The following is a 25,311-nucleotide window of genomic DNA, read 5'->3' on the forward strand; positions in this document are numbered from 1 at the left end:
GATACATAATGAGTAGCGTAGATATTCTTGTTCCCGACCTGCCTGAGTCCGTAGCGGACGCGACTGTAGCCACCTGGCACAAAAAACCGGGTGATGCGGTGGTTCGTGACGAAGTGCTGGTAGAAATCGAAACTGACAAAGTGGTACTGGAAGTACCGGCATCAGCGGACGGCATTCTGGATGCGGTTCTGGAAGACGAAGGCACCACCGTGACCTCGCGCCAGATCCTCGGTCGCCTGCGTGAAGGCAATAGCGCGGGTAAAGAAACCAGCGCTAAGTCTGAAGAAAAAGCGTCTACCCCGGCGCAGCGTCAGCAGGCTTCTCTGGAAGAGCAAAATAACGATGCGCTGAGCCCGGCGATCCGTCGTCTGTTGGCTGAGCACAACCTCGACGCCAGTGCGATCAAAGGCACCGGTGTGGGCGGTCGTATCACCCGTGAAGATGTGGATAAGCATCTGGCTAAAGCTCCGGCGAAAGCCGAGGCCAAAGCACCGGCAGAAGCCCCTGCTGCACAGCCAGCCCTGGGTGCACGTAGCGAAAAACGCGTACCGATGACCCGTCTGCGCAAACGCGTTGCCGAGCGTCTGCTGGAAGCGAAGAACTCCACCGCCATGCTGACGACCTTCAACGAAGTCAACATGAAACCGATCATGGATCTGCGTAAGCAGTACGGTGAAGCGTTTGAAAAACGCCACGGTATCCGTCTGGGCTTCATGTCCTTCTACGTGAAGGCGGTAGTAGAAGCGCTGAAACGCTATCCGGAAGTGAACGCCTCTATCGACGGCGACGACGTGGTGTATCACAACTACTTCGACGTGAGCATGGCGGTGTCCACGCCGCGCGGTCTGGTGACTCCGGTTCTGCGTGACGTTGATACGCTGGGTATGGCTGACATCGAGAAAAACATCAAGACGCTGGCTATCAAAGGTCGTGACGGCAAGCTGACGGTGGAAGATCTGACGGGCGGTAACTTCACCATCACCAACGGCGGTGTGTTCGGTTCCCTGATGTCCACGCCGATCATCAACCCGCCGCAGAGCGCGATCCTTGGCATGCACGCGATTAAAGATCGTCCGATGGCGGTAGATGGCAAGGTCGAAATCCTGCCGATGATGTATCTGGCGCTGTCCTACGATCACCGTCTGATCGATGGTCGCGAATCCGTGGGCTTCCTGGTGGCCATCAAAGAACTGCTGGAAGATCCGACTCGTCTGCTATTGGACGTGTAGTAAACAAGAGTATCACCTGCCTCGTAGGCCGGATGAGCGTAGCGCCATCCGGCACAAGCACCACGCCGGTCTACGGGTTTAAAGATAACGATTACCTGAAGGATGGACAGAACACATGAACTTACATGAATATCAGGCAAAACAACTTTTTGCCCGCTATGGCTTACCGGCGCCGGTGGGTTATGCCTGTACTACTCCGCGTGAAGCTGAAGAAGCGGCATCGAAAATCGGTGCGGGTCCGTGGGTAGTAAAATGTCAGGTTCACGCAGGCGGCCGCGGTAAAGCGGGCGGTGTGAAAGTCGTAAAAAGCAAAGAAGAAATTCGCGCGTTTGCTGAACACTGGCTGGGCAAACGTCTGGTGACCTATCAAACAGACGCCAATGGTCAACCGGTCAACCAGATTCTGGTGGAAGCCGCGACCGATATCGATAAAGAGCTGTATCTGGGCGCGGTCGTTGACCGTAGCTCTCGTCGCGTGGTCTTCATGGCATCCACCGAAGGCGGCGTTGAAATTGAAAAAGTGGCGGAAGAAACCCCGCACCTGATCCACAAAGTGGCGCTCGATCCGCTGACCGGCCCAATGCCGTATCAGGGACGCGAGCTGGCGTTCAAACTGGGTCTGGAAGGTAAACTGGTTCAGCAGTTCACCAAAATCTTCATGGGCCTGGCGACCATTTTCCTTGAGCGCGACCTGGCGCTGATCGAAATCAACCCGCTGGTTATCACCAAACAGGGCGATTTGATCTGCCTCGACGGCAAACTGGGCGCTGACGGCAACGCGCTGTTCCGCCAGCCGGATCTGCGTGAAATGCGCGATCAGTCTCAGGAAGACCCGCGCGAAGCGCAGGCAGCGCAGTGGGAACTGAACTACGTCGCGCTGGATGGCAACATCGGCTGCATGGTTAACGGCGCAGGTCTGGCGATGGGCACCATGGACATCGTTAAGCTGCACGGCGGCGAACCGGCGAACTTCCTCGACGTGGGCGGCGGCGCAACCAAAGAGCGCGTCACCGAAGCGTTCAAAATTATCCTCTCCGACGATAACGTGAAAGCGGTCCTGGTTAACATCTTCGGCGGTATCGTGCGTTGCGATCTGATCGCAGACGGCATCATCGGCGCGGTAGCGGAAGTGGGTGTTAACGTTCCGGTAGTGGTTCGTCTGGAAGGCAACAACGCCGAACTCGGCGCGAAGAAACTGGCTGACAGCGGCCTGAATATTATTGCAGCGAAAAGTTTGACGGATGCAGCTCAGCAGGTTGTTGCCGCAGTGGAGGGGAAATAATGTCAGTTTTAATTAATAAAGATACCAAGGTTATCTGCCAGGGCTTCACCGGTAGCCAGGGGACATTCCACTCCGAACAGGCAATTGCCTACGGTACGCAGATGGTTGGCGGCGTAACGCCAGGTAAAGGCGGCACCACGCATCTGGGCCTGCCGGTGTTCAATACCGTGCGTGAAGCCGTAGAAGCGACGGGCGCCACCGCGACCGTTATCTACGTGCCGGCGCCGTTCTGCAAAGACTCTATTCTGGAAGCCATCGACGCAGGCATTAAGCTCATCATCACCATCACCGAAGGTATCCCGACGCTGGATATGCTGACCGTGAAAGTGAAACTGGATGAAGCTGGCGTACGCATGATTGGGCCGAACTGTCCGGGTGTTATCACCCCGGGCGAATGCAAAATCGGCATCATGCCGGGTCACATTCACAAGCCTGGCAAAGTGGGTATTGTCTCCCGTTCCGGTACGCTGACCTATGAAGCGGTTAAGCAGACCACGGATTACGGTTTCGGCCAGTCCACCTGTGTGGGCATCGGCGGCGACCCGATCCCTGGCTCTAACTTCATCGACATCCTGAAGCTGTTCCAGGAAGATCCGCAGACCGAAGCGATCGTGATGATCGGTGAGATCGGCGGTAGCGCGGAAGAAGAAGCGGCTGCCTACATCAAAGATCACGTGACCAAACCGGTGGTTGGTTATATTGCCGGTGTGACCGCGCCGAAAGGCAAACGTATGGGTCACGCAGGCGCCATTATCGCCGGTGGTAAAGGGACTGCGGATGAGAAATTCGCAGCGCTGGAAGCCGCTGGTGTGAAAACTGTTCGCAGCCTGGCCGATATCGGCGAAGCGCTGAAAGCCGTCATTAAGTAAAAGCAATAAAACAGCCCAACCCCTGCATTTACCCGTGATGCAGGGGAAAGGGCTGGTCCATTTTCGACATGGTTGGCCATCTGATGATGGCCTTTTTTTTGCCTGTCTGTTTGCCGGATGGCGCTGGCGCTTATCCGGCCTACGGGGGAGTGTTGACTTGATGGGCTATGCGCTTTCAGCCAGCGTTTTCAGCCAACGGATACCGCTTTCCGGAGAGGTCATCACCGGGACGGGCGGAGACGGAAGCTGCTGCAAAACACGCGCCATCGACGCTTGCGCCAGCATGACCACATCAGCCTGTTTATACGCGCTGTGCAATCCTTCGCTGACGATGCGATCGTGAGTTTCCATATCGCCCGCCAGCAGAGCATGGAAGGCCTCTTCCATCAATATCGGCGTCACCGTACATTGCTTACCGCTGGCCTGCACTTTGCGTTGCACATACTCCAGCGTCGGTTTCATCGTGGTGGCGACGGTGGCCAGCACGGCGATGTTCTCACCCAGGCTAATGGCTTTTTCCACCATCGCACAGTCGATACGGGCAAGTTGCAGCGGCGTCATAAACTGACACTGCTCCACCGCCGTGCCAATAGACGAACAGGCGGTAATGAAAATCTCGCAATCCGCTTTTTCGGCTATGTGGACGTAGTCGGCAATACGTGCCGCAATGTTCGGCGTCACGCCTCCGGCCTTCATCACCTGCTTAATCATCGACTCTTCGACCAGGTGCATCACGTCCGCTTCTGGCATGATGTCGCCGATCAGTTGCTGCATCATGGCGAGCGTGGCGGAACTGGTGTGAAGCATAGCGATCTTTTTCATTCTTCGATCTCCTTGAGCAAACATTCGGCAACGGCCATGGCCGCATCGTGATCTTCCTGGGCGGACAGTCCACCAACCGCAACAGCCCCCAGGCATTTACCGTTGTGAAGAATCGGTATGCCGCCGGGCAGCGCGGTAAAACGTGGGTCAGCAAAGTAGCTGATCTCCAGAGACTCTTTTTGCAGGCGCTGTAAAAACGCCTGTGTGCTGCAGCCTAAACGGCTGCTGGTGCGCGCTTTGCGCTGCGTGAGCTCAATGGTCAAGAGTCTGGCGTTATCCATACGGGCAAAGCTCAGCAACTCGCCGTGGGCGTCGCAGACTGCCACGCTGAGCGGACGTTGCGCATAACGGGTGTCGGCGAGATCGAGTGCGAAATCTACCGCGCGTCGTGCCTGTTGCAGGGTTAAAGTCATCATGGTGAGTTATCCTTTTGACAGAGGTTCTGATACTGGCTGAGCAGGCGTGGTCTGGCTCAGGGCCGCGTGCCGGGCATCTTTTTTGCGCCAGTAGTTCGCCAATAACGACCCGCTGACGTTGCCAAGTGGCGTCATAACCGCAGAGGCGAGACCGACGGTGGCCAGTTTGCCCATCGCGGCGGCAAGACCCGACGCCATACCGCCGTTTTGCAGACCGACTTCGAAGGCCACCGTCCGCGCTGACTGGACATCCATGCGGAAGACCCAGCGGCTCATCAGATAGCCAATCAGGAAGCCGCCGAGGTTGTGCATCAGCATGGCGAAGCAGAGCAGAAAGCCGACCTGAACCAGGTTGTCGCGCCCGGCCGCTGCCGCCGTGGTGGTGAAGAAAATGATGCCCATCATTGAGATGGTCGGCATGATCTTCTTAACGCCGTCCACGCGTCCGTACAGCCAGTTATAGAACAGCGCCCAGATGATCCCGCCCGCCACAAAATTCAGCACCACCGCATACATTTGCGCGTCGGCGCTGGCGAGTCCAAACAGCGCGTCCCAGCCGCCGGCTATCATATACAGCAGCCAGACGGCGCTGATCCCGGCGAGAATTTGCACGGTACGACGTCCCTGCACGCCGGCATAGGTTTTCAGATAGTCGTGTAAAATCGCGGCGCCAATCGGGATGAGCACAATTTTCACGACGTCCATCACCATCGCCGTGAGCTGGATGTCAATCATTGAACCTGCCAGCAGATTCACCCACAGCGGGGTCATGACCGTCGCCGCCAGCGTTGAGACGGCGGCGATAGAGACCGCCAGCGCCAGGTTGGCGTTGGCGATATACACCATAACGGTGGAGGAGAGCCCGCTGGGACAAGAACCAATCAACAGAATCCCTACCGCCACTTCCGGCGGAAAGTCAAAGATCAGCGTGATGCTCAGGCCGAGCAGAGGCATGATGACGAAATGACAGAAGGTGCCGATGAACACTGCCCAGGGCATTTTAGCGACGTCGATAAAGTCCTGAATCGTGAGTTTGGTGCCCATACTGAACATGGTCGCCTGGATCACTAAAAAGACGATCCATTTATGGGTGATGTTGAATCCGCCCCAGACGATCAGATCGGTTGACCAGGTCATCGCCGCGACAAAGCCTGCGATGATCCACAGGGTGAACTGGTAGCTGCGAAGATTTGTCCAGTAGCCCGCGCCTGCGGCGAACCCTGTCGTCAGCATCACCAGCCCCGGCTGCCAGAGGGCGGGAGACTGCATCAGCGCGCCAATTGCCGCCAGTGCGCCACCGGCTATGCAGACGCCCAGTCCGGTTTTGTGAATAACGGTTGTGATAGTCATGGTGAAATGTCCTTTCTCTCGTTATTACTGCCGAGGTGGAATCGCTAACATTTGCCGCGCAATATCCGGCGTGGCGACCTTTTTATCCATACTGCGAATCAGCGTGGCGAGTTTGGCAACCTGCTGATAATTATGCTGAGCTTTTTCTTCGGCGCTTAAATAATCGCTGTCTTCAAAACCAATTCTCACTTCACTGGCGCCCATACCGACTGCTGCTGCAATAATATCGAAATTCTTGCGGCCAAAATGGGTAATTCCCCATAAGGCGTCGCGTGGGATCATACTGCGCAAGGCAATTAATGCATCTACCGTCGCCGGTGAACTTCCACGGTGTCCGAGGACAATATTGAACAACATCGGTTTCTTGAACGATATTTTTTCTTCCAGCGTCAGGATGTTATTAATCATGCCAATTTCGAAAATTTCAAATTCCGGGATAATGCCGCGCTGGATAATTTGTTGTGAACAATATTCGACGTCCGGACCGGGATTAACGTACACGGCATCGCCGAGGTTAACAGAGCCGACATTCAGCGAGGCCATTTCAACGCCGGGACAGTCCAGCGGTGCGCAGCGTTCGGCAATCGACATAGAGGAGACACCGCCGGTGGAGGCCTGAATAATCAGGTTGGAATGGCGCATGACGTGGTCGATCGTCATCTGAAAATCGGTGGTGTCCGGCGTCAGGCGACCCTGCTTATCGCGAACGTGTAAATGCACGATGGCAGCACCATGTTCGACGCTTGCCAGTATTTCCTGCGCCAGTTCTTCAGGTATAACGCGGGGACAATCCGCGGCAACGGGTGCCAGCGAGATAATAACAGTATCCGACATAGGTTCCTCCGGTTTTCCGGTACAGAGATATTAAAATTATAAGTACGGTGTCATCCAGATTAACGATTCGGGCCCTGGTGTTGACGGTTTATATTCACAACCTATCCAGCCCTGATAACCTGTTTGCTTAATAAAATTAAAAAGCCATGTTTCGTTTAATTCTCCCGTGCCGGGTTCATGGCGACCCGGCACGGAAGCAATCTGAAAGTGTTTTATTATCGGTAAATAGCGTTCAATAAGGTGCGCAACATTACCGTGTATTTTTTGGCAGTGATAAATATCAAACTGTAAGCCGATATTATTTCTGGCCACGTCATTAATGAGGCTTTCGGCCAGTGGAAAACTATCAATGAAATAACCAGGCATATCCTCTGGGTTTAACGGTTCAATCAGCACGTCGATTCCGGCCTCGACCATAACATCACAGGCGATACGCAGTCGGGCGATTAATTGTTCACGCTGGGTGCTGGCGGAAAGGCCATTCACGCGCAATCCGGCCATGACGTGCACCTTGCGGCAACCCAACGCCGTGGCGTAGTCGCGGGCAATCAGCAGACTGCGATGAAACGCCTCGTTATGGCCCGGCAGGGATGCCAGTCCGCGCTCGCCTGCCTGCCAGTTACCTGCCGGGGCATTCATCAACACCACCGGCAGACCGGTATCCCGTTGCGCCGCCAGCAAAACATCCAGCGGTTGCTGCCAGAGAAACAGTCCTTCAACACCGTGGAATCCCGCCGCCTTTGCCGCCTGAAATCGCCCGGCAATGGGATATTCGCAAAACAGCCAGTCGAGGTTAGCCGCTAACTTCAGCATGGTGCGTTCCCTCCCGGCAATCCACCAGATGCAGTTTTACGCCCTGGCCGGCAATGGTGTCCTGCGCCGCGTCGGGCAAGTGGGTATCCGAAATAATGTCGGTCAGTTGATCCAGCGAGCAGATGTGGAACATCCCGTATTTGCCAAATTTACTGCTGTCACAGACCAGCACCCGACGGCGGGAGACGGTGAGCACCGCCTCTTTCACCGAGGCTTTGCCTTCGCTGGGGGTCGACATTCCACGTTCGGTATCCCACGAGGACGAGCTGAGAAACGCCACGTCGATGTTTATCGTGCGCAGAAAACTGGCGGCGCTTTTCCCAAGGCATGAGCGGTTGCGCTGATCCACCAGTCCTCCGGTGTGATACAGCGTGATGTGCGGCATATCCATCAGGTAGTGGCTGATGGAAAAATCGTTGGTCACCACCGTCAGGTTGAAGCAGTGGCTGGCGGCGACGGCTTTTGCCACTTCAAACAACGACGTTCCCGCATCGAGATACAACGTTTGCCCTGGCTCTATCAGCATGGCGGCAAGTTGCCCCATCCGTCGTTTCACGTCATGATGCAGCTCGGCCTTTTCCCGCCACGGCAGCTCCGATTTCAGCAAATTGTTGAGTTTCACCCCGCCATTGATCGAGATGACTTTGCCTTCTTCTTCCAGCAACTGAATATCGCGGCGCACGGTCATGTGCGACACGCTCATCAGATCCGCCAGCTCATTAAACGAGGCGACGTTTTTTTCATGCACGTAGCGGTAGATAAAATCACGTCGTTGTTCGGGGATCATCTTCTCACCTCATGCTCGCCGGGATTGTTCGAGTTCAGCGACTGCTTCCGCCGTTAGCGGCGCGTAGCCGAGTGGTTTTAAAGTCAGCCAGATGCGGGCGCTGTCTTCCAGCTCTTCGGCATTAAACACCGCCTCACGGAGTGAGCGGCCACTGACTACCGGGCCATGATTGGCCAGTAACGCCGCAGTATGGTCAGCCGCAATTTCACTGAGTGCGCTGGCGATACCCTCATGACCGGGTTTGAAATAGGGTAAAAGCGGCAGTTGCCCCACGCGCATCACGTAGTATGGCGTTAACGGCGGTAGACAGTTTTCCGGCGTGCTGCACGGCAGACAGGAAAGGGCGGTCAGCCACGGCGAGTGCAGATGAACCACCGCGCCGCAGGTCGGACGATGCCGGTACCAGGCCAGGTGCATGGGCACTTCTTTCGACGGTTTATCGCCACTGAGATGAACGCCGTTAGCATCCAGCTTGCTGAGCGTCGCGGCATCCAGTTCGCCCAGACAGGAGTTGGTCGGCGTGACCAGATAGCCACCGTCAGGCAGTTTTACGCTCAGGTTGCCCGAACCACCGCTGCTGAAGCCGCGCATAAACAGGGAGCGACCGTAATGCACCAGCTGTTCGCGGAGTTGTTGTTCGTTAAGCTCACTCATGATGCAGACTCCTGCGCGGTGAAAAAGAACTCTTCGTCACCGAAGTTGCCTGACTTCAGCGCCAGCGCGAGCGGCGGCTCGGCAGAAAACACCCACGGCACGCCGGGTGCGATGGCTTTGCCGACCGTCAGTCGCGTCACCTGTAACGCCTCCACCACGGTGCCGGACGTTTCGCCGCCGGCGACGATAAAACTATTTACGCCCGCGGCCTGCAGTTTGGCCGTCAGTCTGGCAAAGGTATGCTCAATCGCCCGGCTGGCGCGCTGTTCGCCGTACTCCTGTTGAATACGTTTCAGCGCTTCCGGCGGCTGGGTGGCGTAAATCAGCGGTGCGAGCGCGTCATCGACATGAGCCATTGTCCAAAGCGACAACTCATCGCTGTAATGCTCTGCATCTGTCAGGCAGCGCGCCACGTCGAGGGCAAGGGACGCGGCCTGTGCTTTATAGCGATTCACCTGGCGGTTGCTCATGGTGGAACAACTTCCTGAAAAGACGACTGTTTTTGTCGGCTGCGGGAAAGAATGTACCGCCTCCTGCCTGTGCTGTGAGGAGGCACACGCGGCCAGTGCGCCGCCCAGGCCGGAACCGCCCGCCAGCAGCGGCGTGTGTCGCAAGACCTGAGCGAGGGTCTGCAGATCGGCTTCGCTAAAGGTATCCACTATCACGTGACGTACACCTTCAGACTGGCAGCGGTCCAGCGCGTGAGTGACCGCTTCCACACCTTTTAGAATCGTGCTGAGGTTAATGCGCCCGACGGTGTTGGTAGTTTGCGCCGTGAGCAGGCGAATAAGGTTCGCATCGGTCATCGGGTTGAGTGGATGTTTCTCCATGCCGGATTCATTCAGCAATACGCCATTCACGAACAGATGGCCGTGTATCACCGTCCGTCCGTTTTGCGGTAGCGCAGGACAATGAACGATGTACGGCGCATGCATCGCTTCCATCAGCGCATCGCTCACCGGACCGATATTCCCGGCGGGGGTGGAATCAAAGGTGGAGCAATATTTAACGTAAATCTGCCGCGCACGTGCCGTGTTGTGCAGCCATTGCCAGCAGCGTAATGATTGATCGATGGCCTGGTCAGCCGGGAGAGAACGGCTTTTCAGCGAGATGACAATCGCGTCGACCTCTTCATTCCACGGCTGTGCGGCGTCTGGTATTCCGGGCAGCAGCGCGACCCTCCAGCCTTGCTCGGCCATAAAACTTGCTATATCCGTTGCGCCAGTAAAGTCGTCGGCGATAACACCTGTCGTGACGGGCATACATCCACTCCGTTCAGATTGTCTTGTCATTGAGCCTATTATTCAGGAGGGCGTTTCACATTCACATGATGATTCTCACAAATAAGCACATCATAAAACTGTATGAATTTTTGATAACAAATTGAAAATAATAAATAAAATGATTATTTGCTTTGAAATGTCACTCACAGCGGGATGTGAAGATTCGTTAATCTTTGGGAAAAGTTGTCATAGCAGCCAGCGGAAAGATGTTGAGCAGAAGGGACTCGCTCTTGCAATTTGATCATAATCACCTGAATAAATGAGATTATTTTTTGCGGCCAGGGTCATTTTTTCACCTGGACAAATTTTGCATAGTAGCCTCGTTATTCAGAAAATGGGGGAAACGTAACGTGCCTCAGTATATTCAGGACGATGTCTTACACACTTATTATTCACTGGCAGAGGTATTTTCTAAGGCGACCGGGCTCGCTGCCGTGGTGGTGGACATTCATGGTCGGGAAATCTCCGCCTGTCATAATTTTAATTCGTTCTGCTCATTACTGCGTGCCGATCCGCAATACCAAAAAAGTTGTCAGAAATGTGATAAATATTGCGCTTTCGAGGGGCTGAAAGAAGATAAAACAAAAATACTCAGTTGCCATGCAGGGTTGAGTTTTTTCTCTATGCCATTAATTCGGCAGGGGCATTTGCTGGGATTTATTATTTGTGGACAGGTGCGCGCAAAGTATCCGGAATATAAAACTATTGTCATTGATGACGACAGAAAGTGGGTTTTCGATGCCAAAATTAAATCCGCGTGGAATCAGGTTGCCATTGTAGAAAATAATCATCTGGTGGCGGCAGCAAACCTGCTCAGTTTTATTATTAATAATATCAATCCGATCCAGAGTACAACGCGAGGCACCGCCGATGTACAGTTGAGCGATCTGCGCATGTCGGCAATGGAACTTTCACGTCATGAAAAGAAACTGGTCGCCGCGCTGCGCTATATCGATGAGCATTTATACGAGGAACTGACGCTGGAGTCGGTGGCTGCGCACGTGTGTCTGAGTGCTAACTACTTCAGTCGCTTCTTTAAGAAACGGCAGGGCGTGAATTTTAAAACCTGGGTGAACCAGAAAAAAATGCAGCGGGCGAGCGAGTTGCTGCGCGATCCTAAGCACTCTATCGACAGCATCGCCCGGAAACTTCAGTATGCGCAGACCAGCTACTTTTGTCGGGTGTTCCGGGCGGCTCACCAGACCTCTCCGCAGTCATTCCGTCATGAACAACTTTCGCTGTAGTCGTGTTCCATCACCTCTGGAATAAAAGAGAGCCGGTCGCTCAGTCGTACAACATCGCCAATGACAATCAGTGCCGGCGGTACAATATTCGCTTCCTGCGCTTTCGTCAGTAATGTACCGAGCGTACAGGTTAAGCGCCGTTGATTTTCGCGGGTGGCTGACATCACAACGGCGGCGGGGGTGTCCGGTGATTTGCCCCCCATCAGCAGTTCTTCACAGATAAACGGCAGATTTGCGATCCCCATGACAATCACCAGCGTACCGTTAAGCTTCGCGAGCTGACGCCAGTCCTGCTGCTGGTTGCCTTCACGAGTGTGTCCCGTCACAACATGAAAACCTGATGCCATGTCGCGGTGGGTCACCGGGATCCCGGCGCAGGCTAGCCCGCCAATGGCAGAACTGATGCCAGGCACCACTTCAAAGGCAATCCCTTCCTCGACCAGACACTCCACCTCTTCGGCACCACGACCAAATACGTAAGGATCGCCGCCTTTCAGGCGCACAATGTTGCGATGCGTCTGTGCATGCTGGATAAGCAGGGCATTGATCTCCTCCTGAGGGACACAATGATAGCCCGGATGTTTACCGACGTTGATACAGGTACAGCTCGCCGGGCACCACTCAAGTATTTTGGGATTGACCAGCCGATCGTAAATAATCACATCAGCCTGTTGAATGCATTGCAGGGCTTTGAGGGTCAGTAAGCTGATATCACCAGGACCTGCACCAACCAGCCAGACTTTTCCGGAATTTTTCATATGTCGTCCTTAATTATTGTCGGGAAAAACAGTAAAAAGTGTAAAAGCGGATGGAAAAACGCCATCGTTTGCTTATCGTTTAGTGAACTAAATTCTCCTGAAATAAGAAGTAAATAATATTGATTAAACCCGCAAAGTTTTTTCTCCGATAAACAAGTTATCTTGAAAAATTATTAAGAACTTATTGGCGCTATTTGTCGCAAAATAACCTTATTTAAATTGTGTTTATGTCCCGCCTTGCGTATTATTGGTCATTATTTGTTCGCCTCCTGTTTGATTAAATCATGGAGTGGATCAATGACATCCAGGTAGGAAATAAAATATAACTTTCGGGCTAATCGGGAGTCGGTTGCATTTATTTTTTATAAATTAAACTTTTTTTGTACGCGGCATATGGAAGACGTTATGAGAGGAAAGATACCAAAGACTGAATTACTGGTGACGTTTGAAGTGGTGGCACGTCATGAAAGTTATACACGTGCAGCGGAGGAGTTAGCATTAACGCAAAGTGCCGTATTTCGCCAGGTGAATGCGCTTGAGGATTTTCTGCATACAGAATTATTTAGTCATGCCAAAAAGCGGATTTTTTTAAACGCGGCCGGTAAGCATTATTTGAGCATTGTTAAGGAAACGCTGAATAAACTTGAGCGAGATACCAACACCATAATGACCTGGCAGCCCACAGTGGAAGTCATTGAACTGGCGGTCAATCCGACGTTCAGCACCCACTGGCTGATCCCCAATCTGCGTGAATTCAACAAACTTAACCCTGATATTATCGTCAATATTCACTCGCTGGCGAACATGGGTGATTTTCTCAACCGGGAATATGATGCGGCTATCATGCGGGAAGACTTCTGTTCACCGTGGTCAGAAGTGGAGTATCTGTTCGAAGAGGAAATTCTGCCGGTCTGTAGCGGTAGCCTGCTGTCACAGCCTAATCAGAAACTGGCGGTTGAAGAGTTGCTCAATGAGTTTCCTCTACTGCATCAAAGTACGCGAATTAACGGCTGGCAAGAGTGGTTCGCCCTGTCGGATGTCAGTAGCCCACTGGCCAACAAAGGCCCGCGCTTTGATCTGCTGTCGATGCTGATCGCGGCGGTGCGGTCTAATCTCGGGGTTGCGCTGCTCCCGCGCTTTGCGATCCAGCACGATCTGGACAACGGCGACATGGTGATCCCCTGCGATGTCCCCATGCGTACGGGTAATCGTTTCATCATGACCTGGCGGGAAGAAAAAGCGGAATCCCGACATTTACAGGTCTTCCGCGAGTGGTTGTTGCAAAAATCGGTGGTGTCACCGCTGGAACGCTGATGGCGGAGAACAGTTGGCCGGATTAGCGCATGCGCAATCCGGCAATAACGCCACTACCAGTCAATTCCGGCCTGTGCCTGGATACCGCTGTCAAATGCGTGTTTCACCGGGCGCAGTTCGCTCACCGTGTCGGCAAGCTCCAGCAACTGCGCGTGACAACCCCGTCCGGTGACAATCACACTCTGCTGCGCCGGACGTTCCCGGATGGCGGCAATCACCTCATCTGTATCAAGGTAGTGATACGCCAGCATGTAAGTGAGTTCATCCAGTACGACCAGATCGTAATGCGCATCCGCCAGCATGCGCTTGCTCTCTGTCCAGACGGCCTGCGCCGCCGCGATATCCGCCTCGCGGTTTTGCGTTTCCCAGGTAAATCCGGTGCCCATAATGTGGAACTCAACGCCCAGCGGATGCAGGGTGTTGTATTCGCCATTATCCCACTGGCCTTTGATAAACTGCGCGACGCCAACGGTTTTACCGTGCCCCACCGCGCGCGTGGCAGTGCCAAAAGCTGCTGTGGATTTTCCTTTTCCATTACCGGTGAAAACGATCAAAATCCCTTTTTGCTCGGTGGCCGCGGCCACGCGGATATCAACCTGTTCCTTCAGCTTTTGCTGACGCTGGCGATGACGGTCGCCATTGGCTCGCGCTTGCATACTGACTCCTTAATGACCTGCAGGGCAGCTTGCGCAACGGTGTTGTTGCTCAAACTGACTGAAGAAGTTGTTTCCTTTGTCATCCACCAGCACGAAGGCTGGCAGGTTTTCAACTTCCATCATCCAGACGGCTTCCATTCCCAGCTCGGGATATTCGAGACAGTGCAGACTTTTCACATATTGCTGTGCCAGCAAAGCTGCGGCGCCGCCGATACTGCCGAGGTTGAAGCCGCCATGTTTATGACAAGCGTCGGTCACCTGCGGACTGCGGTTGCCTTTTGATAGCATGATCAGGCTACCGCCTGCGGCCTGGAAGGCATCGACATAACCGTCCATGCGCCCGCCGGTGGTCGGCCCGAGTGAACCACAGGCCATTTGATCCGGCGTTTTAGCCGGACCGGCGTAGTAGACAATGTGGTTTTTCATGTATTCGGGCATCGCTTCGCCGTTGTCCAGCCGCTCTTTGAGTTTGGCGTGCACGATGTCGCGGGCGACGACAATCGGGCCGTTCAGCGAAAGCCGCGTGCCGACCGGCAGAGCGGATAAATCATGCATGATCTCGCGCAGTGGGCGGTTCAGATCCAGGGTGACGCTTTGCGCACTGTTCTCAATGCGGCTGGATTCTGGGATAAATTTGCCTGGGTTATGCTCGAGTTTTTCCAGCCAGATCCCGTGTTTGTTGATCTTCGCTTTGATATTGCGATCGGCGGAGCAGGAGAGGGCCATCGCTATCGGGCAGGAACCGCCGTGACGCGGCAGACGAATCACACGAATATCGTGGGCGAAATATTTGCCGCCAAACTGTGCGCCAATACCAAATTCACGGCTGGCATTGAGCAGCGTGGACTCCAGCGCCGTATCGCGAAACGCCTGACCCAGCTCGTTGCCGCTGGTGGGCAGGTTGTCGTAATACTTGGTTGAGGCCAGTTTGGCGACCTTGAGCGCCTGATCAGCGGACAGACCGCCGACCACAAAGGCAATGTGATACGGCGGGCAGGCTGCCGTGCCCAACGATTTCATCTTCTCAATCAGAAAGGCGGTGAGCTTTTCCGGTTGCAGGATCGATTTGGTTTCCTGGAACAGCGCCGCTTTGTTGGCGGAGCCGCCGCCCTTATTAACAAACAGGAAGCGGTATTCGTTACCCGGCGTGGCGCTGATATCAATTTGCGCTGGCAGGTTGGTGCCGGTATTTACCTCGGTATACATATCCAGCGCGGCGTTTTGCGAATAGCGCAGGTTATTTTCTTTAAAGGTCGTATAAATCCCTTTGCTGAGCGCTTCGGCGTCATCACCACCGGTCCAGATCTGCTGCCCTTTACTGGCGACCACAGTCGCCGTGCCGGTGTCCTGGCAGTTAGGCAGCACCCCTTTCGCCGAGACTTCTGCGTTACGCAGTAGCTGAAGCGCGACATATTTATCGTTACTGCTGGCCTGCGGATCGTGCAGGATGCTGGCGATCTGCTTTAAATGTCCGGTGCGCAGGAAGAACGAGGCTTCATAGAATGCCTGTTGAGCCAATAGCGTTAATGCTTCCGGCGCCACTTTGATGACCTCTTCGCCCTCTAACTCAGTCACCGTAATATGCTGATTGCTCAGTAATTCGTATTCCGTACTCTCTTTGCTTTGTACAAAGAGTTCTTGCCAGACAAAGGGTTTAGACATTTGACTTCTCGCCTCTCGTGATTTTTCGCCGGATGGCGGCGTTTCGCCTTCTCCGGCCTACAGGTTAATGCGCGATAAAAAGGTTGGCCTGCGTGGCGTGGGCAACATACTCAATGGTCTGCTGGGCGCGCACGCTATTCCCGGCGCTGTCCAACGGCGGTGAGTAAACGGCAATAGCGTATTGTCCCGGCACTACCGCGACCATCCCGCCGCCAACACCGCTTTTCGCCGGAATACCGACGGTGTAGAGCCATTTGCCGCTGCCGTCATAGAGGCCGGCGATGGCCATTTCCGCCAGCACCTGCGGCACATAATGTTCATTCAGTAACTGTTTGCCGTTGAACGGTGATTTCCCCTTATTGGCCAGCACCACGCCCATTTTGGCGAGCTGCTCAACGGTGATATCCACCGAACACTGGCGGGTGTAAATCTCCACGGCTTCCTGCGTATCGCCGTAGAAGCTGTTATACGATGCCATTAATTGCGCCAGCGCCTGGTTGTGCTGGTTGGTCTCCATTTCTGACCTGAACACCGGTTCATTGACCGTGAGCGTGGCGTCAGCCCAGGCGTTCAGGTTGGTGAGGATTTTGTTCCAGCGGTCGGCTTTATCTTTCGCCTCAATCAGGCTGACGGTACTCATCGCGCCCGCATTGACCAGCGGATTTTCTGGCGCGCCCTTCGTGAGTTCGACGGCGAGGCCGGAATTAAAGGGCAGGCCGGTGGCATTGGCGCCGAGTTTATCCAGCACCTCCTGCGGTCCGCGCTGTTCCATCGCCAGCGCGAGGGTGAAGACTTTACTCAGCGACTCCATCGGAAACGCTTTTTCGACGTCCCCGGCCTGGTAAATTTTGCCGTCAACGGTAGCGAGGGTTATTGCGAAGTTGTTGGGGCTGTAAGCGGCAAGGGCAGGGATGTAGTCGGCGACTTTTCCGTCGTGGTTACTCTGGTACTTCTGGTGCGCCTGTTCGACTAACGCAGCATAGTCCGGTGCGGGTTGCGCCAGCGTGGCGGTGCTAAACAAAACGCTGAAAGTAAAGAGACTCACGCCGATCATTGCTTTATTCATTGTGCATTCCCGGTGGTGTTGTAGGAAAAACTATCCCGTAGGCCGGATAAGGCGTTTACGCCGGCATCCGGCGTAAACGCGGCATCATTGCCGGATGGCGACGCTGGCGCGTCTTATCCGGCCTACAATGAGTCGTCCTTTCGCTGTCAGGACATTGCCACTTCTGACGGCTCAGTGGCAGGGCGTTCCTGTTCCGGCGTTTTGGCCGGTGCGGTTCCGCGGCAACCTGAACCGAAGTGCTCGCCTTCCCAGCGACCGACAATCGCCGCACCCATCGCATTGCTCATCACGTTGGTTGCAGAACGGCCCATATCGAGGAACGGATCGACGCCCATCAGCAGGATCAGACCGGCTTCCGGAATGTTGAACTGGTTAAGGGTAGCGGCAATAACCACCATCGAAGCACGCGGTACGCCCGCCATGCCTTTGGAAGTCAACATCAGGATCAACAGCATGGTGATCTGCTCGCCCATGCTCAGCTCAATATTGCACGCCTGCGCGATAAAGACGGTGGCAAACGAGCAGTAGGCCATTGAACCCACGAGGTTGAACGAATACCCGATAGGCAGCACGAAGCTGGCAATCTTGGACGAGACGCCGAATTTCTCCAGCTTATCCAGAGTACCAGGGAACGCGGCTTCAGAACTGGACGTGGTGAACGCCAGCAGTGCCGGTTCGAGGATGGCTTTCGTCAGACGACTGATGCACGGACCGACAATCACCGTGGACAGACCGATGAGGATCGCCCACAGCATACCCAGCGTGAGATAGAACTCACCCATGAAGATCCCTGCGCTGACCATCACGCCCAGACCGCGTTCAGCAATAAGCCCGGAGATGGCGGCAAATACGGTTAACGGGGCAAACAGCATGACGTAGCCCGTCAGTTTCAGCATGACGTGAACCAGAGAGTCGAGCACCTTCACGATCGGCTCGGCTTTCTCGCCAATCGCCGCCAGGCTACAGCCGAGGAAGATTGAGAACACGACGATTTGCAGGATTTCGTTACGTGCCATCGCATCAACGATGCTGGTCGGTACGGCGTGAGAAATAAATACTTTCAGCGTGAACGGTTCTGACTGAACGGCCGCCACAGCCCCGGCGTCATGGGCAACAAAGTTAATGCCCGCGCCTGGCTGGAACAGGTTGACGATCACCAGACCCAGCGCAATCGACAGCAGCGAAGCGCAAATAAACAGGAAAAAAGTTTTCGAGAATATACGACCCAACGTTTTCGCATCGCCCATTTTTGCGATGCCGACAACCAGGGTTGAAATAACCAACGGCGCGATAATCATTTTCACCATACGTAAGAATATAGTGGTGAAAATAGAAATATCCTGCGCATACGATTTTGCTGTATCAGCCGATGCCATATTATTAATAGCCACCCCGGCAATCATGCCGAGTATCAGGCCTAATATGATCATTTTTGTTAGACTTATTTTCTTCATGTTTACTCCATCGGATCAAGGCTGGTCTGTGAAGTGTTGTAGGGTAGCGTGCGCCTGACGCCGGACAGCAGCTCAGACGCACGCAGGTTATGACCAACCGCATGAATTATATGGAATACAGTGATACAGCGAAATCCTGTACGCCAATGGATGTTGTTGTATTTTTTACTACAGGTCGAACTCAATACTTAATAACGGCGCATGCTGCTGCGCGCCATAAACATCATTGTCACCGACGTTGCCGGAAATAATATCGCGAGGCATCACGATTTTTACGGCATTCGCCGGGTCAAACCAGACGATGCGATGAATAAAATCAGGTTCAACGTTATATAAGCGGGCAATTAACTGTGGAGTTAATTGCTCAGAACGTTTTACCCGCTGATAGTCTTCGCGTGTTTTAAATAAAATATCCAATACCAGTTCATACGGTCCGGCATTTTTAGAACGAATCACCTGCGCCAGGCTGCAAATCGCGTGTTTCATGCCTGAACTCCTTCTGGCGTCACCTGTTCGATATGGAAGTCAAAACGCAGGGCGTCGCTGGCTTCGATCAGGTGATAGATTGAGAACTCATACACCGGCCCGCTTTGAATGTCGGATGGCGAGAACGGGAAGGCGAGGTTGCCTGCCGTGGCGATCCGGTTTTCGTAGCCGTAGTGCAATAGAGTAGAGCGCACCAGCGAACAGACGCTGTTGGCGATATCCTGCGTTGGCGCGACCACGTCCAGCAAAATCCCCAGCTCATGCCCGGCAGTTTGCACTGGTTCATGGTTACCCATCACGCCGTTCTTGCCGTACAGGTGGAAGGTCATGCGGATGCTGTCATCATTCAGGGAGAGGTTGCGGGCAACGCTTGCCTGAACGTCTTCGAGAATAGTGTCAATGCCAGCAATCATGATCGGATCGCGGGTGCCGGCGATGGTCAGGCAGCGGAAGCCCACCTGACGCGCGCCTTCCAGCTTCAGCGCATAAGGCGTCTCTTCGTGACGAGAACCGCTGACGTACACTTCGCCATCGTTCACGGCTTTGAAGCTACACCCTTTCAGGTTTAGTACGCCGCCAGGGCCTGGCAGGAAGTACGGATCGGACTTCTCATACAGGGTGTGTGCCGCCGCCGAGGTCTCGGTAAACTTGCGCTTAGGATTGAACGTCTTCAGCGTAAAGCCGTTGTCGTCGATAATCCCCATCGCGCAGTCGGAACCGGAACCTGGGGTGGCGGCAATGGCCGCACATTCCAGGATCTTGCCACAGTGCAGCGCCAGACCTTCATCAAAGCCCTGCATAATCGGCAGCGCCGCAAAGCAGGCCGGATCGTAAGCCCGTCCGCCCAGCACCACCTGCGCACCGGCTTCCAGCGCACGCTGGAACGGTTCGATCCCCATCTGCGCCACGATGTAAGTGCTCTCTTCGATCGCTTCGTGGGTTAACGGTGGAACGAAATCCAGCGCGGTGATTTTGCCGTTATCCAGCGCCTGATGAACCACCTCTTTCTCAACGTCTGAAGGGATGAGCGCCATTGAGAAGGAGAGTTTTTCTTCCTGCGCAATCTCGTGGATTATCTGCCGACACCACTCAAGATGCGGCGCGGCGCCGGACCCTCCGGCTGTGCCAATCACCACCGGAATATTGTGCTTAACGCCCGCCGTGATCATATAGCGCAGATCGCGTTTCACTCCGGCCCGGTCGGTGAACGGTTTACCTGCCCCCAGATAATGGGGGCCCGGATCGGAGGAGCCTGCGTCAACCGCGATCAGATCCGGTGACTCTTCCATGGCTTTGCGAAAGCTCTCTTCCGGGAAGCCATAACCCAGGATAGCCGTCGGCGATAAGATCTTAAATGTGCGTGCCATCTCTTAATCCTTAGTCTGCAACAGCGCGATGGTGCGGTTCATTTCGTTAAACACGATATTGAGACCTTCATCGAAGCCCATACCTGGTTTGATCAGCATACGCATCGGACGCGCGGCGAGAGCCACATGGACGCAGGTGCGGGCGCTGATTTCAGTTTCGTTGCAGGTGCCGCCCTGGTAGGCTTCCATCCCGTGTTTGTTGCAATACAGCACCGCGTCAACGATGTTGTGAATGCCGCCGAGATCCGGGGTTTTGATCTGCACCATGTGGCAGCTGCCGGCATCGGTGAAGTCAACAATGTCCTGATAGGTGTTACACCATTCGTCGGCGACAATTTTCACGCCGGAACCCAGACGGGTCAGCTCTTTGGTGATGGCGGTCAGCATGCGGATCTGATCCGGCTTGTTACCCGCGTCGACCGGGCCTTCAATGTACAGCGGCAGACCCTGCGCTTCTTTTTCCAGGCTGGCGATGTACTCGGCGCAGCGTACCGGGTCCATATCGAAGATCAAACCGATGGTGCCATATACGTCGATATGCAGCGTCGGGTGATAGCGTGGGCTGCTGCGCAGGCTGATGATACGGTCAGACAACCAGCGAACGTACTCACGCAGTTTTTCGCCTTTAAAGCCGAGCTTCTCTTCTACGTTGTTGATCAGCGCGTGCGGCAGAACGTCAACGCCTTTGAGGATCATTTTGTCGACGGCGATGTAGCGGTCGTCGCCGCTCTGGCCAAATAACGGAATGGCTTCCGGTACGCACGGCAGTTGCCATTCGTCACACACCACTTCGGTTTTCAGACGACCTGAGGCCAGCGCGGTGGCGTCAAGCAGCGCCTGAGACAGACCGTAACGAACGGCGGTATGCAGCAAATTACCGTCGATGCGCAGTTTGTCGAAGAAACGGGCGTTCGGCAGGAATGCATCCACGTCGCGGCCTTCCAGCAGCGGCTTAATGTGGTCGTTGAGGAACGGAATAAAATGTTCTGCCAGGAACAGCGGATCGCGACCGCCGGCACCAGAGTATTGCACCGCAGCGCAATCACCCACCGCGACGGCGCCGTTTTCCAGAATCAGTTGTACGGAAACACACTCGCCAGCCTGGCGAACGGAGGTAAAGCCCGGCGTGACAGGAGCACCGGTGTAAATGAATCCATCATGACCTGCGCCATTTTTGATCGCCTGCTGGTCATCAAAATAGAATGAGGAGTAGCCAGCGGTGAAAAGCGCCTGTTTAATTTTCATTATGGTCTTCCTATTAATTGACTGTGGGATACAGCGTTGATGTCATCAACAACCATCTGGAATGAAGGTTTACGTCCTTCGAAATGGGCACGTTCGGCGACGTAATCGTGGTGCAGGGCGAGAATGTCCTGCGGCAGCGGAACGGAGCCCGCTTCCAGAACACGGATCGCACCGGCGTTGTCGCGAACCGGCAGGATTTTACCGGCGTTGCAAGAGGCTGGAGCGAAAGGCACATCCAGCACGCCTGCTTCGAAGGCCAGCACGGTGCCACGCGCGATATCGCCGTTGCCCAGTTCAAACACTTTCTTCAGAACGGCGCGGACTTCGCTCTTAATCAGTTCCACTTCCTGCTCGACAGCGGCGCACGGCGGGAATTTCTGGTCACTGACCATGTTGAGCATCTGACGTGACGCGCGCAGCCCTTGTGCGTTAGCCGCTGCCGTCGGGATACCAAAGGCTTCATGCGGGCTCTTGGTGATCACTTTGGTGGCACCAGACATACCGGCTACTGCCGCGCCCCAGGAAATAATGGCGAAGGCTTTGGATTCGTCTTCCGGGAAGCCTCCCATCCACTGGTGGAAGACGGTGCTCAGCTCGTAATCATCGAAACCGTAGTTCTGGAAATATTCATGAGACAGTTCACGCAGTGACTGAATCGCCGCGATATCCTGCGTCAGGCTGCCAACCTGGCCGTAGCCGACGGTAATTGACTTCACGCCCTGTTCCAGCGCCAGCAGACCTTCGATAATCGCCACCGAGTGAGACATAAACGGCGGGATCAGCGTGCCGGTGAGCGGGCCAAACGGTTCGCGGTTGATGCGAATGCCGTGCTCTTCGTACAGCCCCATCAGGCGGTCACAGTACTGCCAGTCGCGGATCGATTTTTCCAGCGTAACGCGCTTAGCATAAGGAATGTTGTAGGAGATACCGCCGCCTTCATAGCTGGTAAAGCCGCTGGCCATCGCAATTTCTGCCAGCAGACGGGCATCGGGCGTTCCGTGACGCACCTGGATCGGTTTCTCCAGCGCTTCGGTCATTCGGCGGCAAGCCGCGACGCCGTGGTTAACCACCGGCAGCCCGTTGAGCTTCGAAGTGCCCGCTTCGATGGATTTCTGGATCCCAATAGCGGCTTCTTCATAACGATTCAGACGGGTATACGCATCAATGGTGCTGGGCAGCAGGTCGCACTCGACCTGCAGGGTTTTCAGCAGTTCGATATGCTCATCCATCAGCGCCACACCCGCACGCGGTTGGCTCAGCGTTTTCCCTTCCTGATCGGCCTTCAGCAAGGCATGGGAAAACCGTTTTTTCTCAGGAATGGTCTGCTGGTACTTCACGCCATCTTCAAAATTTTCGACGTCCTTGCCGGTATGCCACGTCTGCAATACCTGATGCCGCTCGGTCATAAATTCGTCATGGGTTAATTTTTTATTTCGAAGTTCCATTCGTCGCTGCCTTAGGTTTTATAGGGTTAAACAGTGAATGCTGGTGCGGGCTGCGGCCTGCGGATCCAGTCTGGCGACGTTCGCCAGCAGAGGAAGCAAACCTTTTGCGTCGCGGTAGTACTCAAACTGAGTGGGTAAAAGAATGCGTCGGCCCTCATCGTCCAGCTCGCGGTATTTGAGCCAGCGATGGATATCAAATTGACTGGCGCGGGAGAGCCAGCCGCCCGAGCCGACCACTTTGCGCACGGTGGTCAGGTCGCGGCCCATCTGTAAATCGACGTTGCCCACGCAGGTACACACCTGCTTCTTGGTGCCTGCGTGACGCTCGGCGGCATAGCCGACACACAAACCGGCTAACAGGGAATCAAAAAAACGCTCTTCATCGGTTTGCGGCAGGTAATCGGGATGGGCAACCAGATGGCGCAGATAGCCATAAAAGGCTTCCTGGCGCGCCGCTTGCTGAGCAAATACCACTTTCACCAGTTCCTGGGTGCTTTCGCCAACCACCACGGCGGAGACACGCATGCCGAGATCGCCTTCCACCGTGCGCTTAACGAACGGCTCCGGGACGCCGTGCAGCACGGTGTCTGGCGACAGCATGTTGGCGCTGGCGGAGTAGACGTCAGTCGTCGCGCCGCCCATATCAATGAGCATGAACTCTTTCCACGCGCTATCGACATCGCTGATGGCTTTGACCAGTTCGTACACCGTCCATGGGGTCGGCATGGGTTCTTCGCCAGTTTCACCGACAATCACATCCAGCCCTTTACCTTTCACGATACGGGACAGGAAGACATCGCAAATCGCCTTGCGGGCGGCAAAAGGGTTGGGGTGATCGAGGTCAGGCAGAATGTTATCCACCGTAGTCAGATCTTTGTGTCCCAGAATCGTCTGGACATCGTCCTGAATGTCGCGGTTGCCGGCGTAGATAATGGCGCAGTCAAGGCTGGACTCTGCCAGTGCGCGCGCATTGGCCAGTCCGTAGCTCTCTTCACCGCCGTCCGTACCGCCCGTGAACAGCAGAATGTCAGGCGGGGAGGCTTCCAGCGCCTGAATATCATGGCGATTCAGTTTGTACGAATAGTACTGGGCGATTTTCGCTCCGGCGGAATGCGCCGTGACTTTTGCCGATTCCAGGGTGATTGACGGCACCAGCCCCATTGCGGCGACGGCAAGGCCGCCTTTCGCCGATGAGGAGTATTTCAGGGTCACTTCACCGCTGTTAAGCAGTGGACGCGCATCGGCAACGTTTAGCACCTGATTCAGACTGGCGAAAAACCCTTCCGCCAGATGATGGGTTGTCGTCGGAGTCAGAACGTGATTAACCAGTGTTAACGCATCCCCCTCCCTGGCGAAGAGGGCTGCTTTGGTCCACGTCGAGCCGATATCGACAGAGACGGTTTGCATCAGATAGCCTCTTCCAGACAACGGTTTTCAACGCCGTGACGCTTGTTGATATCTGCCGCCATCAACTGGCAGACATCTTCGAGATCGTGGCTTGGCGCAAAGACGCGCTGGAAGCCCATTTCTTTAAATTTGGCTTCGATGTCCGCGAAGTCATGCTTCCCGACTACCAGGTTGCCGCCAACATAAAGGAGGATATCGCCAATGCCGCGTTCGATGCAGCGTTCGCGCAGTCCCAGGCAGTCAATGTCGCCGTGACCATAAATAGAGGAGACGACAATCGCATCGGCGCCAGTTTCGATCGCGGCATCGATATATTCATCCTGGCTCACCATGACGCCCAGATTGATTACGCGAAAATCATGGGCAGTAAAAACGCGGTCCAGAACTTTATTGCCTACGGCATGGCAGTCAGCACCAATGACGCCAATAACGAGTGTTGATTTTTTCATGGGTAATCCTCTCCAGGACTCAGTGTAAGAAATAAAAATGTTTTTAAGCGTTTTAATAGGGACGGAGTGTCGTGGGGAGGCGCGCTGGATGCAATTGATCTATTTTCAAAATATCTTTCTAAAAACGATTATTCTATGAATGAAAAATAAAAAATCATTGATTATCATGTGGTTATTCGTATTTTAAAGCAGGCTTCATATTATAATATATAGATTTCTATTAAACGGGATTCAATGTTTGTGATCTGAATCTTGTTTATTTGTCTTTACGTAAAAGAGGTGTTTAAATAATTTAAGAAGAAGAAATGTGAGGTGCGTAACGGAATAAAACATGATGATTCTATACGCCATCCTATTACTGTTAATAAAATGATAAATATAATAGTGAGTTGTTTGTCATTACCAGTGTGGGACAGAAG

Annotated in this window: 24 protein-coding genes; 5 read left to right on the forward strand and 19 right to left on the reverse strand. The window is 54.3% G+C overall.

Going from position 1 to position 25,311, the window contains the following annotated elements; all coding sequences use genetic code 11:
* Positions 1–8: 8 nt before the first annotated feature.
* The 3 genes from odhB (at position 9) to sucD (ending at position 3,380) form a co-directional block, all read left to right on the forward strand.
* The gene (gene odhB, locus QNN88_RS16910) at positions 9–1,229 is read left to right on the forward strand and encodes a 2-oxoglutarate dehydrogenase complex dihydrolipoyllysine-residue succinyltransferase (protein ID WP_044256556.1); all 1,221 of its coding nucleotides are present in this window, start codon (positions 9–11) and stop codon (positions 1,227–1,229) included.
* Between the two features lie 115 nt (positions 1,230–1,344).
* Positions 1,345–2,511 (forward strand): ADP-forming succinate--CoA ligase subunit beta, encoded by a 1,167-nt coding sequence (gene sucC / locus QNN88_RS16915; RefSeq protein ID WP_042320639.1) that lies wholly within the window; start codon positions 1,345–1,347, stop codon positions 2,509–2,511.
* Positions 2,511–3,380, forward strand: coding sequence for a succinate--CoA ligase subunit alpha (gene sucD / locus QNN88_RS16920; protein WP_005122544.1), 870 nt, complete (start codon positions 2,511–2,513; stop codon positions 3,378–3,380). The genes sucC and sucD overlap by 1 nt, the downstream gene beginning before the upstream one ends.
* 165 nt (positions 3,381–3,545) lie before the next feature.
* On the opposite strand, the gene QNN88_RS16925 is transcribed toward sucD, so the two are convergent.
* Genes QNN88_RS16925 through otnK form a run of 8 tightly spaced genes read right to left on the reverse strand, consistent with a single transcriptional unit; the run spans position 3,546 to position 10,318 of the window.
* Positions 3,546–4,202, reverse strand: a complete 657-nt coding sequence (locus tag QNN88_RS16925; protein WP_200081795.1) for an aspartate/glutamate racemase family protein — start codon at positions 4,200–4,202, stop codon at positions 3,546–3,548.
* The gene (locus QNN88_RS16930) at positions 4,199–4,618 is read right to left on the reverse strand and encodes a GlcG/HbpS family heme-binding protein (RefSeq protein WP_414241241.1); all 420 of its coding nucleotides are present in this window, start codon (positions 4,616–4,618) and stop codon (positions 4,199–4,201) included. Before QNN88_RS16930 ends, QNN88_RS16925 begins: the two co-directional genes overlap by 4 nt.
* 6 nt (positions 4,619–4,624) lie before the next feature.
* Positions 4,625–5,968, reverse strand: coding sequence for a bile acid:sodium symporter family protein (locus tag QNN88_RS16935; protein ID WP_414241242.1), 1,344 nt, complete (start codon positions 5,966–5,968; stop codon positions 4,625–4,627).
* 24 nt (positions 5,969–5,992) lie between these two features.
* Positions 5,993–6,802 (reverse strand): 3-keto-5-aminohexanoate cleavage protein, encoded by an 810-nt coding sequence (locus QNN88_RS16940; protein ID WP_414241243.1) that lies wholly within the window; start codon positions 6,800–6,802, stop codon positions 5,993–5,995.
* Positions 6,803–6,838: 36 nt separating this feature from the next.
* The gene (locus QNN88_RS16945; protein WP_414241244.1) at positions 6,839–7,615 is read right to left on the reverse strand and encodes a hydroxypyruvate isomerase family protein; all 777 of its coding nucleotides are present in this window, start codon (positions 7,613–7,615) and stop codon (positions 6,839–6,841) included.
* A complete protein-coding gene (locus QNN88_RS16950) occupies positions 7,596–8,402 on the reverse strand; it encodes a DeoR/GlpR family DNA-binding transcription regulator (protein WP_414241245.1) in 807 nt (268 codons plus the stop codon). Before QNN88_RS16950 ends, QNN88_RS16945 begins: the two co-directional genes overlap by 20 nt.
* A 9-nt stretch (positions 8,403–8,411) precedes the next feature.
* The gene (locus QNN88_RS16955; protein WP_414241246.1) at positions 8,412–9,056 is read right to left on the reverse strand and encodes an aldolase; all 645 of its coding nucleotides are present in this window, start codon (positions 9,054–9,056) and stop codon (positions 8,412–8,414) included.
* The gene (gene otnK, locus QNN88_RS16960; protein WP_414241247.1) at positions 9,053–10,318 is read right to left on the reverse strand and encodes a 3-oxo-tetronate kinase; all 1,266 of its coding nucleotides are present in this window, start codon (positions 10,316–10,318) and stop codon (positions 9,053–9,055) included. The genes QNN88_RS16955 and otnK overlap by 4 nt, the downstream gene beginning before the upstream one ends.
* A 371-nt stretch (positions 10,319–10,689) precedes the next feature.
* Here otnK and QNN88_RS16965 point away from each other — a divergent pair, with 371 nt between their 5' ends.
* Positions 10,690–11,583 (forward strand): PocR ligand-binding domain-containing protein, encoded by an 894-nt coding sequence (locus QNN88_RS16965; protein WP_414241248.1) that lies wholly within the window; start codon positions 10,690–10,692, stop codon positions 11,581–11,583.
* On the opposite strand, the gene cobA is transcribed toward QNN88_RS16965, so the two are convergent.
* Complete coding sequence (gene cobA, locus QNN88_RS16970) at positions 11,562–12,341, reverse strand: uroporphyrinogen-III C-methyltransferase (protein WP_414241249.1); 780 nt, start codon at positions 12,339–12,341, stop codon at positions 11,562–11,564. The two genes, QNN88_RS16965 and cobA, sit on opposite strands and share 22 nt — an antisense overlap.
* Before the next feature lie 405 nt (positions 12,342–12,746).
* On the opposite strand from cobA, the gene QNN88_RS16975 reads away from it, so the two are divergent.
* Positions 12,747–13,655 (forward strand): LysR family transcriptional regulator, encoded by a 909-nt coding sequence (locus QNN88_RS16975; protein WP_414241250.1) that lies wholly within the window; start codon positions 12,747–12,749, stop codon positions 13,653–13,655.
* Positions 13,656–13,708: 53 nt separating this feature from the next.
* Here QNN88_RS16975 and cobO read toward each other — a convergent pair whose 3' ends face one another.
* From cobO to glmS, 10 genes are all read right to left on the reverse strand, one after another.
* A complete protein-coding gene (gene cobO / locus QNN88_RS16980; protein WP_414241251.1) occupies positions 13,709–14,311 on the reverse strand; it encodes a cob(I)yrinic acid a,c-diamide adenosyltransferase in 603 nt (200 codons plus the stop codon).
* A 9-nt stretch (positions 14,312–14,320) separates the two neighbouring features.
* The gene (locus QNN88_RS16985; RefSeq protein WP_414241252.1) at positions 14,321–15,973 is read right to left on the reverse strand and encodes a class I fumarate hydratase; all 1,653 of its coding nucleotides are present in this window, start codon (positions 15,971–15,973) and stop codon (positions 14,321–14,323) included.
* Positions 15,974–16,037: 64 nt separating this feature from the next.
* Positions 16,038–17,039, reverse strand: a complete 1,002-nt coding sequence (gene glsA / locus QNN88_RS16990; RefSeq protein WP_414241253.1) for a glutaminase A — start codon at positions 17,037–17,039, stop codon at positions 16,038–16,040.
* A gap of 146 nt (positions 17,040–17,185) precedes the next feature.
* Positions 17,186–18,493 (reverse strand): dicarboxylate/amino acid:cation symporter, encoded by a 1,308-nt coding sequence (locus QNN88_RS16995; RefSeq protein ID WP_414241254.1) that lies wholly within the window; start codon positions 18,491–18,493, stop codon positions 17,186–17,188.
* 168 nt (positions 18,494–18,661) lie between these two features.
* Positions 18,662–18,979, reverse strand: coding sequence for a DUF4387 domain-containing protein (locus QNN88_RS17000; RefSeq protein WP_414241255.1), 318 nt, complete (start codon positions 18,977–18,979; stop codon positions 18,662–18,664).
* Positions 18,976–20,346 carry an acyclic terpene utilization AtuA family protein gene (locus tag QNN88_RS17005; protein WP_414241256.1) on the reverse strand — a complete coding sequence of 457 codons (1,371 nt, stop codon included), beginning with the start codon at positions 20,344–20,346 and terminating at the stop codon, positions 18,976–18,978. Before QNN88_RS17005 ends, QNN88_RS17000 begins: the two co-directional genes overlap by 4 nt.
* A gap of 3 nt (positions 20,347–20,349) precedes the next feature.
* Positions 20,350–21,591, reverse strand: coding sequence for a methylaspartate ammonia-lyase (locus QNN88_RS17010; protein WP_414241257.1), 1,242 nt, complete (start codon positions 21,589–21,591; stop codon positions 20,350–20,352).
* Positions 21,591–23,036 carry a methylaspartate mutase subunit E gene (locus QNN88_RS17015; RefSeq protein ID WP_414241258.1) on the reverse strand — a complete coding sequence of 482 codons (1,446 nt, stop codon included), beginning with the start codon at positions 23,034–23,036 and terminating at the stop codon, positions 21,591–21,593. Before QNN88_RS17015 ends, QNN88_RS17010 begins: the two co-directional genes overlap by 1 nt.
* An 18-nt stretch (positions 23,037–23,054) precedes the next feature.
* The gene (glmL, locus tag QNN88_RS17020; RefSeq protein ID WP_414241259.1) at positions 23,055–24,443 is read right to left on the reverse strand and encodes a methylaspartate mutase accessory protein GlmL; all 1,389 of its coding nucleotides are present in this window, start codon (positions 24,441–24,443) and stop codon (positions 23,055–23,057) included.
* Complete coding sequence (gene glmS, locus QNN88_RS17025; protein WP_414241260.1) at positions 24,443–24,892, reverse strand: methylaspartate mutase subunit S; 450 nt, start codon at positions 24,890–24,892, stop codon at positions 24,443–24,445. The genes glmL and glmS overlap by 1 nt, the downstream gene beginning before the upstream one ends.
* Between the last annotated feature and the right edge of the window lie 419 nt (positions 24,893–25,311).

This window comes from Citrobacter sp. ANG330 (assembly GCF_047467925.1).
Taxonomy (GTDB): Bacteria; Pseudomonadota; Gammaproteobacteria; order Enterobacterales; family Enterobacteriaceae; genus Citrobacter_A; species Citrobacter_A amalonaticus_G.